This is a genomic window from Clostridium disporicum, assembly GCF_001405015.1.
Lineage (GTDB): Bacteria > Bacillota > Clostridia > Clostridiales > Clostridiaceae > Clostridium > Clostridium disporicum_B.
Genome location: NZ_CYZX01000002.1, coordinates 234,789 through 252,553 on the forward strand (window position 1 = coordinate 234,789; position 17,765 = coordinate 252,553).

A 17,765-nucleotide genomic window follows, 5' to 3' on the forward strand; every position below is an offset into this window, starting at 1 on the left:
TATATGTTAATGAATAAAAAGAAAAAAAAGAAAACCGAAGAGCTTTATGATACAAGAACTAAGTGGACCCCAGGGAATATTGCATCATTTATAATATTATGCATGCTAACGATTATATTTATTTTCCCATTTTATTGGATAATAACAGGTTCATTTAAAGATCAAGCTTCTACTATTGCAGTACCACCACAGTGGTTTCCAACAGATTTTACGCTTAAGAATTGGATTTCCTTAGCAAAGCAGCCATTAGTGAGATGGACATTTAACAGCTTTTTTATAGCTATTTCTACTACGGTGTTAGTTTGTGTTACATCAACATTAGCTGGATATGTTTTGGCTAAAAAGAGATTTCCAGGAAGACATCTTATATTCTGGGCTTTAATTGCGGCTATGGCTCTACCTAAGCAAGTAATTATGGTACCATTATTTAATTTATTGACAAAGCTGGATTTGATTAATACGTATAGAGGATTAATTCTTCCAGCAGTAGGATGGCCATTTGGTATTTTTCTTATGAAACAATTTAGTGAAACAATTCCTTCAGAACTTATAGAAGCCTCAAGAATAGATGGATGTACTCAATTAGGAACATTTAGGAATGTAGTAATTCCTATAGTTAAACCTGGAATTGGAGCACTTGCAATATTTACTTTCATAACATCATGGAACGATTATTTCATGCAATTAATTTTAATAAGAAGTACAGATATGCAAACGCTTCCTTTAGGTATAGCGTTGATGCAGGCTGAGTTTACTACAAATTATGGTTTGATGATGGCTGGTGCAGCAATAGCATCAATTCCAATGATAATAATATTCTTAATATGCCAAAAATCATTTACACAAGGTATTACAGTTGGTGCTGTAAAAGGATAAGTAGAGAAAAAAGTTTATAGTAGAAATTCTAAGTATTTTAAAAATAGGAATTAATCTAGAATATAAGATTTGGTTAAAAAATCGATTTAAGGAGATTGCTTATAATGAATAAGTTTGATATTAAGGATTTTAAAGGTGTAATACCAGCAGTTTTAACTGTATTTGATAAAGATGAAAATATTGATGAATTAGGTATGAGACAATTAGTTTCATATTTAATAGATAAAGGTGTTGATGGCTTATATTTAACAGGCTCTACAGGTGAAGGTTTCACAATGAGTAGTGAAGAGAGAAAAAGAGTTGTAGAAATTGTTATGGATGAAACAAAAGGAAGAGTACCTGTTGTAGTTCATGTAGGTGCAATTGGTACAAAGCTTTCAATAGATTTAGCTAAACATGCAGAAGAAGTAGGAGCAACTGGAATATCAAGTGTTCCTCCTTTTTATTGGAAGTTTAATGAAAATCAAATAGTAAAATATTATGAAGATATAGCTAATTCATGTAGTTTACCAATGATAGTTTACAATGTACCATTAGTAGGACTTTTAGGTATGAATGTAATAAAATGTTTAGCGCAAATTGAAAATGTTAAAGGCATTAAATATACAGCATTAAGCCATTATGAAATAACTCAAATAAAAGATGAGATTGGGGAAGATTTCCTAGTCTATTCCGGTTGTGATGAAATGTCTATGTCAGGGTTATTAGCAGGTGCTGATGGGATTATAGGATCTTTTTACAATATAATGCCAGAGTTATTTATAAATATATATAATTCTATAAAAGAAAATAATATTGAGAGAGCACAGCTTTTACAACGTCAAGCTGTTGAGATAATTATGTATTCACTTAAATTACCATCTTTTTATGCAGGTATGAAAGCTGTATTAAGATGGAGAGGAATAAATGCAGGTTATTGTCGTAGACCTTTTGAAAATTTAACAGAAGAAGCAGAAAATGAATTTAAAGAAGGTTATATAAAGCTTAGAGATACGTATAAGATTACAGGGGTAGAATTTTTAGATGAGCTTTAGAGCTAAATTGAGGTTTATTTTTAGTAGGAGGGGAAAATGCCTATAGTAGATATGCCTTTAGAAAGGTTAAGAGAATATAAAGGGACTAATACTTTACCAAGTGATTTTAGTGAGTTTTGGAATGAGCGTATTAATGAAGTTAAAAATCATCCATTAAAGTATAAAATAACAGAAAGTGAAATAAGAGGTTTTGAGGGATGTGAGTTTTTAGACTTATGGTTTAAAGGTATCGATGGGGGGAAGGTGTATGCAAAATACATTAGACCTAAAACTGATGAAGATGTACCGTTGATTTTGCAGTTTCATGGGTATCCAGGTGCAAGCAGAGGGTGGTTTGAACAATTATCTTTTGTTGGAATGGGCTGTGCTATTATTGCGATGGACTGTCCTGGACAAGGAGGAAATGGAGATAGCTATACTAATATGAAAGGTACTACAGTTAGTGGCCATATTGTAGCCGGATTAGATGGAGATATCTGTAACATGTATTATGTAAAGTTATTTCAAAATGCATCTATATTATGTAGAATTGTCAAAGAGCTTAATGGAATAGACAAAGAAAGGATATATGCAAATGGAGCTAGTCAGGGTGCAGGAATTGCTTTAGTTTGTGCAGCACTTAATCCAATAATAAAGAAATGTGCGGCACTTTATCCTTTTTTATCTGATTATAAGAGAGTCTGGGATATGGATTTAGACATGATAGCTTATGAAGGATTAAGGTATTATTCTAGATGGTTTAATCCAATGAATGATAAAGAAGATGAAATGTTTACGAAGCTAGGATATATAGATGTGCATAATTTTGCAGATATGATTAATTGTGAAGTTCTATTTGGTACAGGATTAATGGATAATGTATGTCCACCATCTACACAATTTGCTATCTATAATAATATAGGTTCAAAAAAGAAACATATAATATTTCCTGATTATACTCATGAAGAAATAGGCGAATTTGATGATATGTTAATAGATTTTTTCTTAAAGGAGGATGATTAAATGCCTGCTTTAGATATGAATATGAAATATATGGAAAAGTATTTAGGACAGACTATAAAACCTAGAGACTTTGATTTATTCTGGAAAAAACAAAAAGATTTAGCCGATAATTTAGAGTTAGATTATAGGATAACTAATAAGAATTTCAATAATAACAATGGAAATTATTATGAAATAAACTTTAGAGGTATTGATGGTGCAAATATTTATGCTAAGTATATAAGACCTAATACAGAGGAAAAAGTACCTACTGTATTAGAGTTTCATGATTATAAGAAAGCAAGCAGAAGCTGGCATCATCTTACTAGATATATAGGAGTTAATTATTCAGTAGTAGCTATGGATTGTAGAGGTCAAGGTGGAAAAAGCGAAGATTTAGGAAATATAAAAGGGTCTACTGTATGTGGAAATTTAATTAATGGATTAGATGACGTAAAAGAAAATATGTATTATTGCAAAGTTTATTTAGATGCTTATATATTATCAAGGATAGTGGAAGAGTTAGAATCAACTGATAAAAGTAGGATGATAGCATTTGGAAAAGGACAAGGTGCTGCTATAGCTTTAGTTGTAAGTAGCTTGAATAAAAATATAAAGAAATGCTCTATGCAGTATCCTTTTTTATGTGATTTTAAGAGAGTATATGATATGGATTTAGATGTAGATGCCTATGAAGGTCTTAGATACTATTTTAGATGGTTTGACCCTATGCACCTAAGGGGAAAAGAAGTATTTGAAAAGTTAGGATATATCGATATTGTGAATTTTGCAAATAAATTGAATTGTGAAATACTTATGGGAACAGCTTTGTTAGATACAATCTGTCCTCCAAGCACACAATATGCTGTATATAATAATTTAAACTGCAATAAAAAGCATATTATATTTCCTAAATATGATCACGAATTAAATAATTTTTTTGAAAATGAAAACTTAAAGTTTATGAGATTTCTATAAGAGAAATAATAAGAGAGTTTAAAATGCTATGGATGGAGGGAGTATTATGGGTAAGGAAGAAATATTAAATATATTGAGAGGTGGATTAATAGTATCATGCCAAGCGTTGCCTGGTGAGCCATTATATTTAGAGAATGATACTATTATGCCATTGATGGCAAGAGCAGCAAAACAGGCAGGAGCTTGTGCTATAAGAACTAATGGAGTTAGAGATGTTATTGCGATAAAAGAAGAAACAAATTTACCAGTGATAGGATTAATAAAGAAGTCTTATGATGGGTATGAACAATATATAACCTTTACTATGGATGAAGTAGACCAGCTTGTTGAAGCAGGAGCGGATATAATAGCACTTGACTGTACATTAAGAAAGAGAAAAGATGGCAGAACAGTAGAGGAATTTATAAAAGCTATAAAAGAAAAATATCCTAGATTATTGTTAATGGCGGATATATCAAACTTAGAAGAAGGTATTAATGCTTGGAAAGCAGGAGTAGATATGGTTGGAACTACTTTAAGTGGATATACAAGCTATACTACTAAGCTTGATGGACCAGATTATGAGTTAGTAGAAAATCTTGTGAACTCTATAAAAATTCCTGTAATTGCAGAAGGAAGAATTCATTATCCAGAACAAGCTAAGAAAATGCTTGAATTAGGAGCTACATCAGTAGTTGTTGGTGGAGCTATTACTAGACCTTTAGAAATAACAAATAGATTTATAAAAGCTATAAGTTAGAAGGTGAAAAATGTGTATTTGGGAATAGATATAGGTGGAACTGCTGTTAAGATTGGAATGGTAACAGAAGAAGGGAAAATACTCTTAAGTAATAGTTATGATGTAGCTTTTGATAGTTATGAAACTCCAATATTTGATACAGTAAAAAAGTCTATAGAATTATTTATAAGAGAAAATTATATAGATATGAAGTCTATAGAGGGGATTGGAGTCTCTGCAACTGGACAAGTTAATAGTAATACAGGTACCATAATTGGTGTAGGGGGAAATATAAAAAACTGGTGTGGTACAGAGATAAAAAAAGAGTTAGAAGAGATATACAATATAAAGACAACTGTTGTAAATGATGCTAACTGTATGGTTATAGGTGAACAATGGGTAGGAAAAGGCAGAGGTTATAAAAATATTGTAGGAGTTACTATAGGTACAGGGGTTGGAGGAGGAATTATTGTAGACTCTAAGATACTTCTTGGCAGTATAGGAATTGCAGGTGAACTAGGTCATTTTTCTATAAATTCAGAAGGAAAAAAGTGTACTTGTGGAAATATAGGATGTTATGAACAATATGCTTCTACAACGGCTTTAATAAAAATAGTTAGAGATAAATTTGAAGAGTTAGATATTCTTTCATTTAAAAAAGAAGATTTAAATGGAAAGGTTATTTTTGAAGAAGTATCAAGAGGAAATAAAAAGCTTCAAGAAATATTAGATGAATGGATTATTAATATTGGAAAAGGATTAGTAAGTTTAGTTCATATATTTAATCCTGAAATTATTATAATTGGTGGAGGGGTTAGTAAACAAGAAGAATTTTTTATAAAACCTCTAAGGAAATATGTATTAGAAAATGTGATGAAGAGGTTTGGAGAAAATTTAAGAGTAGAAGCTGCAGAACTAGGTAATAATGCAGGATTAGTGGGAGCTGTATACTATAATATTCAGCAATAAATGCAATATAAATGCATGTAAAGATTTATTATTTTTAAGAATATCATATATATTTAATATAAAGTAGAAAATATGATTTTATAGCTCATAGTTATAGACAAAGAGGAAAGTAGTTTATAATTATGGCTATATTTTTTATCTATTAATAGTAAATATATATTACTGTTCATAGGATATAAAATCTTTATAGTAAATGTAGGTTAATTAAAGTGAAAATAGGAGCTTATTAATTACATGTATAATTCTTAGCTTTTTGATGTTAATTTTAAGAAATAAATAAATACGACTTTTTTTGAGAAAATACTGTCTAATTAGATAGATTGACAATAAATTGAAAAAATGATATAACATAAATTGTGATTAGCACTCAGCTAAGTAGAGTGCTAATAAAAATATCTTTACAGTAGAAGGGGAGATTTAAATTGGAAAAGAAGCAATTTAAAGCAGAATCAAAGAGATTATTAGATATTGTTATTAACTCTATTTATACACATAGAGAGATATTTTTAAGAGAGTTAATATCGAATGCAAGTGATGCTATTGATAAAATTTATTATAAAAGTTTAAGTGACAGTTCACTTACATTTAATAAAGAAGATTATTTTATTAAAATAACACAAGATAAAGAAGCTAAGACATTAACAATATCTGATACAGGTATTGGTATGACAAAAGAAGACTTAGAAGAAAACTTAGGAACTATAGCAAAAAGTGGATCTCTTAAGTTTAAAGAAGAAAATGAAATAAAAGATGGGTATGATATAATCGGTCAATTCGGTGTAGGATTCTACTCAGCATTTTTAGTTGCAGATAAGGTTACTGTAATAACAAAAGCTTTTGGAAGTGATAAAGCTTATAAATGGGAATCAGAAGGCGTTGATGGATATTCAATAGAAGATGCTACAAAAGATTCATATGGTACGGATATAATATTACATCTTAAAGAAAACACTGAAGATGAAAATTTTGATGAATACTTAAATGAATATAGAATAAAATCATTAATCAAGAAGTATTCTGACTTTATAAGATATCCAATTAAGTTAGACGTAACTAAGTCAAAGCTTAAAGAAGGTTCAGAAAGTGATTATGAAGAGTATAAAGAAGAAGAAACTGTAAATAGTATGGTTCCAATCTGGAGAAGAAACAAATCTGAGCTTACAGATGAAGATTACAATAACTTCTATATGGAAAAAAGATTTGGTTTTGATAAACCATTAAAACATATCCATATAAGTGTTGATGGTATGGTAAGTTATAACTCAATTCTTTATATTCCAGAAAATTTACCATTTAACTATTACACTAAAGACTATGAAAAGGGCTTAGAGCTTTATTCAAATGGTGTATTAATAATGGAGAAATGTGGAGACCTTTTACCAGATTACTTTGGATTTGTTAAAGGTATTGTAGATTCACAAGATTTATCTCTTAATATTTCAAGAGAATTATTACAACATGATAGACAATTAAAGCGTATTGCTAAGAACATAAATAATAAAATTAAAAATGAATTAGAAAATATGCTTAAAAATGATAGAGAGTCTTATGATAAATTCTATAAGACATTTGGAAGACAATTAAAGTTTGGTGTTTATGAAGAGTTTGGTGCTAACAAAGAAACATTACAAGACTTAATAATGTTCTATTCTTCAAAAGAAAAGAAGATGGTTACTTTAGCTGAATACGTAGAAAGAATGCCAGAAGATCAAAAATACATCTACTATGCAGTTGGTGAATCAAATGAAAGAATCGAAAAGCTTCCACAAACTGAATTAGTTAAGGATAAAGGATATGAAATTCTTTACTTTACTGAAGAAGTCGATGAATTTGCTATAAAAATGCTTATGAACTATAAAGAAAAAGAATTTAAGTCAGTTTCAAGTGGTGATTTAGGTATAGAGGCAGATGAAAAAGATGAAGCTATAAGTGAAGAAAACAAAGATTTATTTGAATCAATGAGAGAAGCTTTAAATGGTAAGGTTAAATCAGTTAAAGTTTCTAAGAGATTAAAGAACCATCCTGTATGTTTATCATCAGAAGGGGAAATTTCAATTGAAATGGAAAAGGTTCTAAATTCAATGCCAAACAATGAAGGTGTAAAAGCAGATAAGGTTTTAGAAATAAATCCAAATCATGAAGTATTTAACTCATTAAAAGAAAGTTTTGAAAATGATAAAGACAAGTTTGCATTATACACAAATATTCTATACAACCAAGCTTTATTAGTAGAAGGCTTAAGCATAGAAGACCCAGTAGACTTTGCAAATAATATTTGTAAGTTAATGAAGTAATAGAAATTAAGTTTTAAAAAAGATAGAATAGCCTGATAGGTAAATTTACTTATCAGGTTATTTTTTATTGTTCAATATCTATCTACTACTCCAGGTGCTACAAAATAGAAAGTTAGTATGTTATAATATATAAAAATATAAAGATAGAGGTAGTAATATGGAAGAGTTAAACATAGGTAAAAAAATTCAAGATTTTAGAAATGCAAGAAATACAAGTGTAAGAGAGTTATCAAAGAAATCAGGAATTACAGCCTCTATGTTAAGTCAGATAGAACGTGGTCTTGTAAATCCATCAATAAATACATTAAGAGCTATAGCTAATACTCTAGATGTTCCATTATTTTATTTTTTTAAGGAAGACCCAGAAAAAGAAGAGTTAGTTGTAAGAAAAAATAATAGGAAAACTATAGGATTTCCTAATCAAAGTGATGTAAGATATGATTTATTAGTTCCAAATACTTTAGGGTCAATAGAGTTTTGTATGATGGAAATTCCAAATAACAGTAAATCTGTAGAGAAAGCAGAAAGTCATAAAGGTGAAGAGGTAGCATATGTAATTGAAGGAAGAGTAGATATAATTGTAGCGGGTATAAGATATTCTTTAGATGAAGGAGATAGTATTCGTATTCCTCCAATGACAGATCATAAGTGGGAAAATATAGATACAAAACTTGCAAAAGTAATATTTGCAGTAACACCACCAAGCTTTTAACAAGGTGTTAAGTATAGTTTAACTAAAAGTCGGTTAAAAGTTGATAAATATTAAAAAAAGGGGCTGTTAAGCTCCTTTTTATTTTTTCTATAGTTGTTTAATAAAAAGCATTAACTAATGATAGATACTTAGTTTGATAAAGGTAAACAATCAGTTGAGGTTAAAAATGATAGTGTTAAGTATTAATTAATTTTTTTAGCGATATATATTTACAAAAAACATATTTACTGTTAATATTAACTTGAAAGTGTTAAGTATAAATTAACGAAATTGTTGTTGCAACAACTTGTAGTACAATATTGGAAATTATAGTGGTGTTTACCGTTCATTTAATCTTAAGTAGGTAGATAAATGTTCTTACGGAATGTTTTAAATTTTAGTAGAAGAGGTAATGTAATGATTTTAGATAGAGCAATGTCAGATTGGATAAGAGAGTTCCCAATAATCAAGGATTTAATAGAATTAAAAGAAACAGTATTCATTAATCCAAACAAAATAAAAGCAGAAAAAGCAATAGAAGAATGCAGATTTTCGATGGATGATATAGTAGACGTAGCAAAGCGTTGGGAAAGGTTTGCACCTTACCTTGCTATAGCTTTTCCAGATACAAAAGCTTTAAATGGAATAATAGAATCTCCAATAGTAAAAATAAGTAATATGCATAAATACTTAAATGAAGAGTCAGGTGAAGAAATTCAAGGAGATATATATTTAAAATGCGATAGCAAATTACCAATATCAGGATCGATAAAGGCTAGGGGAGGAATTTATGAAGTTCTTCATTTTGCTGAGTCACTTGCTATAGAAAAAGGAATGTTAAAATTAGAGGATGATTACAGCATATTAGCAGAAGATAGATTTAAAGAATTATTTTCTAAGTACAGCATAGCTGTAGGATCAACTGGTAATTTAGGATTATCTATTGGAATTATGGCTGCAAAATTAGGCTTTAAAGCTACAGTTCATATGTCTGCTGATGCAAAGAAATGGAAGAAAGATATGCTGAGAAGCAAAGGTGTTACTGTAGTTGAATATAAAGATGACTATAGTAAAGCTGTATCTGAAGGTCGTAAACAAGCTGAGGCAGATGAATACTGTTATTTTGTAGATGATGAAAATTCTAAAACATTATTTTTAGGATATTCGGTAGCAGCACTTCGTTTAAAGAAGCAATTTGAAGAGATTGGAATAAAAGTAGACAAAGAACATCCGCTATTTGTATACTTGCCATGTGGAGTTGGAGGAGGACCTGGTGGGGTTGCTTTTGGTATTAAAGAAGTATTTGGAGATAATGCGCATTGCTTCTTTGCAGAGCCTACTCACTCACCATGCATGATATTAGGGCTTTCCACAGGCTATCATGATAAGATATGCGTTCAAGATTTTAATATTGATAATAAAACTGATGCTGATGGGTTAGCAGTAGGAAGAGCATCAAGTTTTGTAGGAAACATTATGGAACCGTTTATTAGTGGTAGTTACACTATTACAGATGAAAGAATGTATAAATATTTATATAAGACAATAGATTTAGAAAATATTAGACTAGAGCCAAGTGCTTTAGCTGGTATGCTAGGTCCATATAATATTGAAATTTCACCTAAAGGTAAGGATTATATTAAAAAAGAAGGAATAAAAAACATGAAAAATGCAACACATATAGTTTGGGCAACAGGCGGAAATATGGTTCCAGAGGATATAATGGAAGAGTATTATAATAAAGGTAAGAATATAAAATAGAAATTTATTTATAAGCAGGTCAAAAGAAATTTTTTGACTTGCTTTTATTTTATGTAGAGTTTAATTTTTAATAAAAATATAGAAAATTATACTTTTTATGATAAAAAAGTGGTAAAATAGTTAGGGCTAAAGATTAGCTAAAGTTTTTTACAAAAGAGGGGGTCATAATATGACTGAAAACAACAATAAGAAGATTATGTGGTATAGTCTTGCGTTAATGGCATTCTCTGGAGTTTGGGGATTTGGTAACGTAATTAACGGATTCTCAGAGTACAATGGACTGCAAGCAATAGTAGCATGGATTATTATCTTTGCTATATATTTTGTACCATATGCGTTAATGGTTGGAGAACTAGGTTCTGCATTTAAAAACCATGGGGGAGGAGTTAGCTCATGGGTTGGAGAAACTATAAATCCTAAAATTGCTTACTTTGCAGGATGGACATACTGGATTGTCCATATGCCATACTTATCACAAAAGCCAAATAGCTTTATGATAGCATCAAGCTGGGCTATTTTCCAAGATGGTAGAATTAGTCAAATGAATCCGGTATTACTACAAGTTAGCTGTTTAATTGTCTTTATAGTTGCATTATATATTGCAGGTAAAGGAATTAATCCATTAAAGAAATTATCAGCTTTAGCAGGTTCATCAATGTTTATAATGTCAATGCTATTCATTTTATTAATGTTAGCAGCACCTGCTATTACAAATGTACAATTAAATCAAATTGATTGGTCATGGAGTACATTTATGCCTAAATTTGATGGTGCATTCTTTACAAGTCTTTCAATTTTAGTATTTGCAGTTGGTGGATGTGAAAAAATATCACCATATGTAAATCAAATGAAGGATCCAGCTAAAGGATTCTCAAGAGGAATGATAGCTCTTGCAGTAATGGTTGCTGTAACTGCAATACTTGGAACTATATCATTAGGATTAATGATAGATTCAAACAATATTCCAAAAGACTTAATGACAAATGGAGCATACTATGCATTCCAAAAACTAGGTGAATACTATAAACTAGGAAATCTATTTGTAATTCTTTATGCTATTACAAATATGATAGGTCAATTTGCTGTTTTAATAATATCAATAGACGCACCTTTACGTATGTTACTTAACAGTGGTGATAGAAAGTATATCCCAGAAAAATTATTTGCTAAAAATGAAAATGGAGCATATGTAAATGGACATAAGCTAATATTTGTAATTGTATCAATACTTATAATAGTTCCAGCAATGGGAATTGGAAGTGTTGATGAATTAGTAAGATGGCTTGTTAAGTTAAATGCAGTATGTATGCCACTAAGATATTTATGGGTATTTGTTGCATATATTGCATTAAAGAAAGCTGGAGATAAGTTCGAAAGAGAATATTATTTTGTAAAAAATAAAACTCTTGGAATAATAATAGGAATATGGTGTTTTGCATTCACTGCATTTGCTTGTATAGGTGGTATGTATTCAGAGGACAAGTTCCAATTAATATTAAACATAGTAACACCATTTATATTAATATTATTAGGATTTATCCTACCACAGTTTGCTAAGAAAAATAAGAATACTAACAGTTTAAAAGAAACTGCTTAATATTTTACCCTAAAGGTTTTTGTACAACCTTTAGGGTTTTTTATATGTTTAAAACTAGATTATAATATTTAAGAAAGGATATACGAGAGAAGTTTAGGGTTAGGGCTTCAAGGCTTCCAAGACATTTTACTATAAAAACTACTTTTGAATAGCATGGAAGTATTAAAGATTTAGAGGATAATATTGAAGTTTTTTGAAGAGAAGAAAAGCAGTATTTTGAAATGAATTATTAGGACCATAAAAATATATAATTAGTGTAAGCTTAAATTATATAAATGAATCATTAAAGTTACTAATCCCATCAAACCAAACATTACAAATATAGCTAATTTATATATATCTTTAATTCTTTTATTTTTAATTTCTTGAAATTTAACGACATCTTCATAAGTCATATTTCTTAAAGTTATTTTGTAATTATTTGCCTTTTTCAAGCGAAGAGTATACATTTGTAAAATTACCTCCATATGTTGTAAATAAAAATACAATATAAGCTTAACATATTTTACATAAAAAGGAAATGGTAAATTTGTTTTAAACAAAATGAGCTTTAGATTTAAAAGATTAACATAATATGAAATGAAACATGTATTATAATATGATAAAATACAATTGTTGATTTAATGCTTAGCATTAGGGAGGTATAAGAATGAATAGGTTACATAAAGAAATTTATTTAAAGAAATATCCTTATGTAGAAGAATATATAGATAGAAATAATATAGATTTTGAAGAATTAGAGAAAGTGTATGACGACTTTGTAAAATACCAAAGTTCATATGAAACTCAAGCAGATTTTATTGCGAATATATTACGTTCAAATGAGAATATACATTCTGTTAAATCAAGAATAAAAAATCCTGAAAGACTTATTGAAAAGATAATAAGAAAAACGGAAGATAGAAAGGTAAAAAATGGGAAAGATTTTTATTTTAATGTAGATAATTATAAAAATGAGATAACAGATTTAATAGGAATAAGAGTTTTACATATATTTAAGGACCAATGGAAAGATATACACGATTTTATAGTAAACACATGGAAGGTTATTGAAATAACTGCAAATATAAGAGATGGAGATGATAGATTAATATTTGATGATTTAGGGATAGAGGTAAGATCAAGGCAATCTGGATATAGGTCAGTACATTACTTAGTAGAATGTTATCCAACAAATCAAAAGGTTATTGCTGAAATTCAAGTAAGAACTATATTTGAAGAGGGGTATGGGGAAATAGACCATAGACTTAGATATTCACATCATGAAATTCCAGAGATATTAAAATCTAATCTTTTACTTTTTAATAGAATAGTGGGAAGTGCTGATGAAATGGCTTCATTAATAAACATGTTAAATAATAATCTTGGAGATAAAGAAAATTACTATGAAAATAAGTTAAGGGAAAAAGATGAAGAGATACAAAGATTAAATGAAGAGTTGGAAAAGTATAAAACTAGGATTTATTAGTATAAATTAGAGGTTTATAAAAAACTTGCATTATTAAGTCGAACAATGTATAATTATACATAGATAATTTAATAAAAATAAGATAGAGGTTGCGATATTTAATAGTAGCTTTGCAATAAGATTAAGCACGAGTGCAAAGTGAAAGGAGGTGTCGCCGAAACGAATAACTGAGGCTTTAAGGTTATTTCGTTGGGGTTATGTAGAATATGCATAACACTGTCATAACGTCTGTTATGATGAGCTATCACTAAAGTTAATTTTAGATAAGGTATTAGTACTGAATTTATTAGAGTCTTAAGTGATAAGCTTAAGGCTCTTTTTTAATACTTATAAAAAACGGGGGGATGAAAATGTTAAATTTACAAAAGAAACAGAATAATTCTGATGATGTCATGAAAAAAGAAATTAAAATGCCACATACTTTAGTAATAATTTTTGGAATTATACTTTTAGTGGCAGTAGCTACTTACTTTGTTCCAGGAGGAGCGTATGAAAGGGTTGTAAATGAAGCAGGTAGGACTGTAGTAGTAGATGGAACATTCAGTTATATTGAAAGTAATCCACAAGGTTTATTTGCAATTTTACAAGCACCTTTTGAAGGTATAATAAGTGCAGCAGAAATAATTGCATTTTTATTTATAGTAGGTGGAGCAATAAATGTTGTATCAAGAACTAAAGCTATAGATCTTGGTATAGTTAAATTAGTTGATAAACTAAAAGGTAGAGAAATATTAATAATACCTATACTTACATTTATATTCTCAATTGGTGGAGCTGTTTTTGGTATGTCAGAGGAAGCTATACCATTTATAACATTATTACTTCCGCTTATGCTAGCATTAGGATATGACAGTATATTAACTGTGGCCGTTACATATCTTGCATGTATATTAGGATTTTCAACAGCAATGTTAAACCCATTTACAGTACATATAGCACAAAATATTGCAGGTGTAGAGGTAGGTTCTGGTGTTGGATTCCGTACTATAGCATGGTGCATTACTACAACTGTGGGAATAATACTATTAATGCTATACGCAAAGAAAATTAAAAAAGATCCAACTAAGAGTTTAGTGTATGAATCAGATAAAAAGAAAAAAGAAAAGTTAGATTTAAATGTAAATAGTCATGAAGAATTTACAATAAAACATAAAGTTATATTATCTCTTTTAGCAGTATCTATTGGTGTTATTGTATGGGGAGTATTAGCAAAAGGATTCTATATTTCAGAAATTGCAGCTGTATTCTTAGCAATGGGATTAATTTCAGGTATAATTGGAAGATTATCAGTTAATGATATGGCAGATGCATTTATAGAAGGTGCAAAAGGAATGATTGGTGCAGCTGTAATAATAGGTTGTGCTAAAGGAATAGTAATATTAGCAGAAAATGCTCAAATAATAGATACAGTGTTATTTGGATTAGTTGGTCTTATTGGAAAGCTTCCATCATTAATAGCTGCATATTTAATGTACATAGTTCAAATGATAGTAAACTTCTTCATAATCTCAGGTTCAGGACAAGCAGCTGTAACTATGCCGCTTTTAGCACCACTTGGAGATTTAGTTGGAGTTCAAAGACAATTATCAGTTTTAATATTCCAATTAGGTGATGGATTCTCAAATGCAATCTTCCCAACATCAGGAATATTAATAGCTTCATTAGGATTAGCTGGTGTTCCATATTCTAAATGGCTTAAATGGATACTTCCAATACAAGCAGTAATGTTCACATTAAGCATAGGATTTATTACTGTTGCAATGATGATAAATTGGGCATAAGGAGATAAAGTAAATGAAAGAGATTTTATTTCAAGAAGGTACTAAAATAAAAGAGAGATTATGTGAAATAAGTGATTATATATATGAAAACCCAGAGTTAGGAAATGAAGAGTATAAAGCAGTAGAAGTTTTAACAAAACTTTTAAAGGAACATAATTTTTCAGTTGAAGAAAAATATTTAGATATGGATACTGCATTTAAGGCAACTTTTGATAGCGGTAAACCAGGACTAACTGTTGGTTATTTATGTGAGTATGATGCACTACCTGGAATAGGACATGGATGCGGACATAATATGATTGGTACAATATCAGCAGGTGCAGGTATTGCTTTAAGTAAAATAATAGACCGAGTTGGAGGAAAAATAATAGTTTATGGAACTCCGGCAGAAGAAACGAATGGTGCAAAAGTAATTATGGTTGAAAAAGGAGCTTTTGATGAGCTTGATTGTGCAATGATGGTTCATCCAAATGATAAGACTTATGCTAGTGGTACAAGTAGTGCTCTTTATCCAATTCAATTTACTTTCAAAGGAAAAACAGCTCATGCAGCTTCTTGTCCAGAACAAGGTATAAATGCATTAAATGCAGTAATACAATTGTTTAATGGTATTGATGCTTTAAGACAACATGTAACTAAAGATGTATTAATGCATGGAATTATTACTGAAGGTGGAGTTGCAGCAAATATAGTTCCAGAAAGAGCAGTGGCTCAATTCTATATAAGAGCAGCAAAAAAAGCTACAGTTACTGAAGTTTTAGAAAAGGTTAAGAATATTGCAAGAGGAGCAGCATTAATGACTGGCTGTGAACTTGAAATGGATAGATATGAGCTTCCTTATGATGATTTAAATACTAATGAAGTTTTATCAGAAGCTTTCAATGAAAACCTAAGAAGTCTAGGTATCACAGAAATTCATGCACCTAAGACCGGTGGAGGATCAAGCGACATAGGTAATGTAAGCTATGTTACACCAACTATACATCCTTATATTTCAATTTCTAATTGTGAAATAAGAGGACATAGTAGAGAACTTGCAAAAGCAACTACAGAATCTTTAGGTCATGAAAGACTATTAACAGCAGTTTTAGCATTAGCTTATACTGGGTATGATGTTTTAACTAAAAAAGTAATATTAAATAAATAATAAAAAAGTAAAAAGGAGCAATTGCTCCTTTTTTGCTTTTCTATATAATACTTAGAGTGTATTTAAAGTTGTTATATATAGGTTTATGAAATAGATTTGTAATTTGTGATAGCATAAAATTATATATCTATTGTTATACTTATCAAATTAGTAAATTTAAAGGTAGTTGATATAATGCTATATGTTCACCGGTTTGGAATAATTAAGAGTATAGAATACTATAATGAAAATGAGTTTAATTAGTAGAAAGAAAAATTTCAGTTAATAAATTATATTTTAGTTAAGATAAAAATTTAGATTGGAGAGGAACATGGCAGTAAGATTAGCAACTATTAATGATAGCACAGAGATATTAAAAGTTTATAAGCAATATATTGACACTGCAATTACATTTGAATATGAACTTCCAAATAAAGAAGAGTTTAAAGAAAGGGTTAAAGGAATTATTACACTATATCCTTATTTAGTGTATGAAGAAGAGGGTAAGATTATCGCTTATGCCTACGCCAATAGATATAAAGAAAGAGCAGCATATCAATGGGGTGCTGAACTATCAATTTATATTGATGCTAATTATACATCAAAGGGTATTGGTAAAATTCTTTGTTTAAAGCTTATAGAGTTGTTAAAGATTCAAGGAGTAAGAACGATATATGGATGTGTAACATTGCCAAATGATAAAAGTGAAAAGTTACAGATTAGCTTAGGTTTTAAAAAAATTGGAATATATCATAATGCTGGTTATAAATGTGGTAAATGGAGAGATGTTGCTTGGTTTGAAAAATCAATTGCAATTTATGATGAGAATCCAAAGGAGTTTGTTCCTATAACTAAAATACCAGAATATAAAATTTTAAAGATATTAGAATTAGATCACTTTAATAATTAATATTTATCTAGTTGAGAATAATATTTACAAGGAGACAAATACCATAGTCCTGTTGCTGCATATCTTTATAGAATAACTCTTAAAATAGATAAAGGCCAATGGGAAATAGAAAAAATAGAAAGCTTAGGAGTTGCTTAATTACTGGATTTAATAAGTTAAAATAAGTAATATAACTATAGAAATAATTAGCTAAATGTATTATTATTAATAGTAATAATACTTAGGAGGAGAATTTAATGGGGAAAGGTAAAAACAAAGGAAGAGTTAGTTCTAAAAGTAAAGGTAAAAATGAAAAAAGTAGTGCAATAAGCTTTTTAGCTCTTTGTATGATAATAGGTCTTTTGCTTGGAACTATCTATAATCAAGTAATTATCGGCGTATGTTTAGGAACTCTTGTTGGAGTAATAATAGACGCTAGAAATAAGAAAAAATAATTTAATAAATTTAATAAAAGCAACATCTATTTTATGGGTAGATGTTGTTTATTTTTTTGTAAGGCTCTGTTAGATTAAATTGTTGATTTGATACATAATAAAGGTTGTCCAATAAGACAACCTTTATTTACTTATTATATTATAATA

Annotated in this window: 16 protein-coding genes and 1 riboswitch; of the genes, 15 read left to right on the forward strand and 1 reads right to left on the reverse strand. The window is 29.3% G+C overall.

The genetic code is table 11. The annotated features are described in order from the left end of the window. Window positions 1–3 precede the first annotated feature (3 nt). The 10 genes from ARA56_RS02300 (at window position 4) to ARA56_RS02345 (ending at window position 11,899) form a co-directional block, all read left to right on the forward strand. Window positions 4–876, forward strand: a complete 873-nt coding sequence (locus tag ARA56_RS02300) for a carbohydrate ABC transporter permease (protein WP_084758933.1) — start codon at window positions 4–6, stop codon at window positions 874–876. 104 nt (window positions 877–980) lie between these two features. Further along, window positions 981–1,910, forward strand: coding sequence for a dihydrodipicolinate synthase family protein (locus ARA56_RS02305; RefSeq protein WP_055263523.1), 930 nt, complete (start codon window positions 981–983; stop codon window positions 1,908–1,910). Between the two features lie 36 nt (window positions 1,911–1,946). Continuing rightward, window positions 1,947–2,912: an acetylxylan esterase gene (locus tag ARA56_RS02310; RefSeq protein WP_055263525.1), complete on the forward strand. Its 966-nt coding sequence runs from the start codon at window positions 1,947–1,949 to the stop codon at window positions 2,910–2,912. Next, window positions 2,913–3,869 carry an acetylxylan esterase gene (locus tag ARA56_RS02315; protein WP_055263527.1) on the forward strand — a complete coding sequence of 319 codons (957 nt, stop codon included), beginning with the start codon at window positions 2,913–2,915 and terminating at the stop codon, window positions 3,867–3,869. A gap of 46 nt (window positions 3,870–3,915) precedes the next feature. Continuing rightward, window positions 3,916–4,608, forward strand: a complete 693-nt coding sequence (locus ARA56_RS02320) for an N-acetylmannosamine-6-phosphate 2-epimerase (RefSeq protein WP_055263529.1) — start codon at window positions 3,916–3,918, stop codon at window positions 4,606–4,608. A gap of 12 nt (window positions 4,609–4,620) precedes the next feature. After that, window positions 4,621–5,556, forward strand: coding sequence for an ROK family protein (locus tag ARA56_RS02325; RefSeq protein ID WP_278336506.1), 936 nt, complete (start codon window positions 4,621–4,623; stop codon window positions 5,554–5,556). A gap of 422 nt (window positions 5,557–5,978) precedes the next feature. Next, a complete protein-coding gene (htpG, locus tag ARA56_RS02330; protein ID WP_055263531.1) occupies window positions 5,979–7,850 on the forward strand; it encodes a molecular chaperone HtpG in 1,872 nt (623 codons plus the stop codon). Window positions 7,851–8,007: 157 nt separating this feature from the next. Beyond that, window positions 8,008–8,562 (forward strand): helix-turn-helix domain-containing protein, encoded by a 555-nt coding sequence (locus ARA56_RS02335; RefSeq protein ID WP_055263533.1) that lies wholly within the window; start codon window positions 8,008–8,010, stop codon window positions 8,560–8,562. Between the two features lie 396 nt (window positions 8,563–8,958). Beyond that, window positions 8,959–10,302, forward strand: coding sequence for a D-serine ammonia-lyase (locus ARA56_RS02340; RefSeq protein ID WP_055263535.1), 1,344 nt, complete (start codon window positions 8,959–8,961; stop codon window positions 10,300–10,302). 169 nt (window positions 10,303–10,471) lie between these two features. Beyond that, window positions 10,472–11,899 (forward strand): APC family permease, encoded by a 1,428-nt coding sequence (locus ARA56_RS02345; RefSeq protein WP_055263537.1) that lies wholly within the window; start codon window positions 10,472–10,474, stop codon window positions 11,897–11,899. 251 nt (window positions 11,900–12,150) lie between these two features. Here ARA56_RS02345 and ARA56_RS02350 read toward each other — a convergent pair whose 3' ends face one another. Further along, entirely contained in the window at window positions 12,151–12,348 is a 198-nt protein-coding gene (locus tag ARA56_RS02350; RefSeq protein WP_055263539.1) for a hypothetical protein, read from the reverse strand. A 200-nt stretch (window positions 12,349–12,548) separates the two neighbouring features. Between ARA56_RS02350 and ARA56_RS02355 the strand changes: the two genes are divergently transcribed. From ARA56_RS02355 to ARA56_RS02375, 5 genes are all read left to right on the forward strand, one after another. Further along, window positions 12,549–13,367 (forward strand): RelA/SpoT domain-containing protein, encoded by an 819-nt coding sequence (locus ARA56_RS02355; protein ID WP_055263541.1) that lies wholly within the window; start codon window positions 12,549–12,551, stop codon window positions 13,365–13,367. A gap of 75 nt (window positions 13,368–13,442) precedes the next feature. Further along, window positions 13,443–13,619, forward strand: a riboswitch (Lysine riboswitch). A gap of 98 nt (window positions 13,620–13,717) precedes the next feature. After that, window positions 13,718–15,148 carry a YfcC family protein gene (locus tag ARA56_RS02360; protein WP_055263543.1) on the forward strand — a complete coding sequence of 477 codons (1,431 nt, stop codon included), beginning with the start codon at window positions 13,718–13,720 and terminating at the stop codon, window positions 15,146–15,148. A gap of 13 nt (window positions 15,149–15,161) precedes the next feature. Continuing rightward, window positions 15,162–16,295, forward strand: a complete 1,134-nt coding sequence (locus tag ARA56_RS02365) for a M20 family metallopeptidase (protein ID WP_055263545.1) — start codon at window positions 15,162–15,164, stop codon at window positions 16,293–16,295. Window positions 16,296–16,605: 310 nt separating this feature from the next. Beyond that, a complete protein-coding gene (locus ARA56_RS02370; RefSeq protein ID WP_055263547.1) occupies window positions 16,606–17,184 on the forward strand; it encodes a GNAT family N-acetyltransferase in 579 nt (192 codons plus the stop codon). A gap of 236 nt (window positions 17,185–17,420) precedes the next feature. Further along, window positions 17,421–17,618, forward strand: a complete 198-nt coding sequence (locus ARA56_RS02375) for a glycine zipper domain-containing protein (RefSeq protein ID WP_055263549.1) — start codon at window positions 17,421–17,423, stop codon at window positions 17,616–17,618. Window positions 17,619–17,765: the final 147 nt, after the last annotated feature.

Bases quoted from the DNA above. Each gene is read 5' to 3' on its own strand.
- ARA56_RS02310 (WP_055263525.1), top strand. From the start codon at position 1,947: ATGCCTATAGTAGATATGCCTTTAGAAAGGTTAAGAGAATATAAAGGG.
- ARA56_RS02340 (WP_055263535.1), top strand. From the start codon at position 8,959: ATGATTTTAGATAGAGCAATGTCAGATTGGATAAGAGAGTTCCCAATA.
- ARA56_RS02355 (WP_055263541.1), top strand. From the start codon at position 12,549: ATGAATAGGTTACATAAAGAAATTTATTTAAAGAAATATCCTTATGTA.
- ARA56_RS02335 (WP_055263533.1), top strand. From the start codon at position 8,008: ATGGAAGAGTTAAACATAGGTAAAAAAATTCAAGATTTTAGAAATGCA.
- ARA56_RS02320 (WP_055263529.1), top strand. From the start codon at position 3,916: ATGGGTAAGGAAGAAATATTAAATATATTGAGAGGTGGATTAATAGTA.
- ARA56_RS02375 (WP_055263549.1), top strand. From the start codon at position 17,421: ATGGGGAAAGGTAAAAACAAAGGAAGAGTTAGTTCTAAAAGTAAAGGT.
- ARA56_RS02350 (WP_055263539.1), bottom strand. From the start codon at position 12,348: ATGTATACTCTTCGCTTGAAAAAGGCAAATAATTACAAAATAACTTTA.
- ARA56_RS02300 (WP_084758933.1), top strand. From the start codon at position 4: ATGTTAATGAATAAAAAGAAAAAAAAGAAAACCGAAGAGCTTTATGAT.
- ARA56_RS02345 (WP_055263537.1), top strand. From the start codon at position 10,472: ATGACTGAAAACAACAATAAGAAGATTATGTGGTATAGTCTTGCGTTA.
- ARA56_RS02315 (WP_055263527.1), top strand. From the start codon at position 2,913: ATGCCTGCTTTAGATATGAATATGAAATATATGGAAAAGTATTTAGGA.
- ARA56_RS02365 (WP_055263545.1), top strand. From the start codon at position 15,162: ATGAAAGAGATTTTATTTCAAGAAGGTACTAAAATAAAAGAGAGATTA.
- ARA56_RS02360 (WP_055263543.1), top strand. From the start codon at position 13,718: ATGTTAAATTTACAAAAGAAACAGAATAATTCTGATGATGTCATGAAA.
- ARA56_RS02305 (WP_055263523.1), top strand. From the start codon at position 981: ATGAATAAGTTTGATATTAAGGATTTTAAAGGTGTAATACCAGCAGTT.
- ARA56_RS02370 (WP_055263547.1), top strand. From the start codon at position 16,606: ATGGCAGTAAGATTAGCAACTATTAATGATAGCACAGAGATATTAAAA.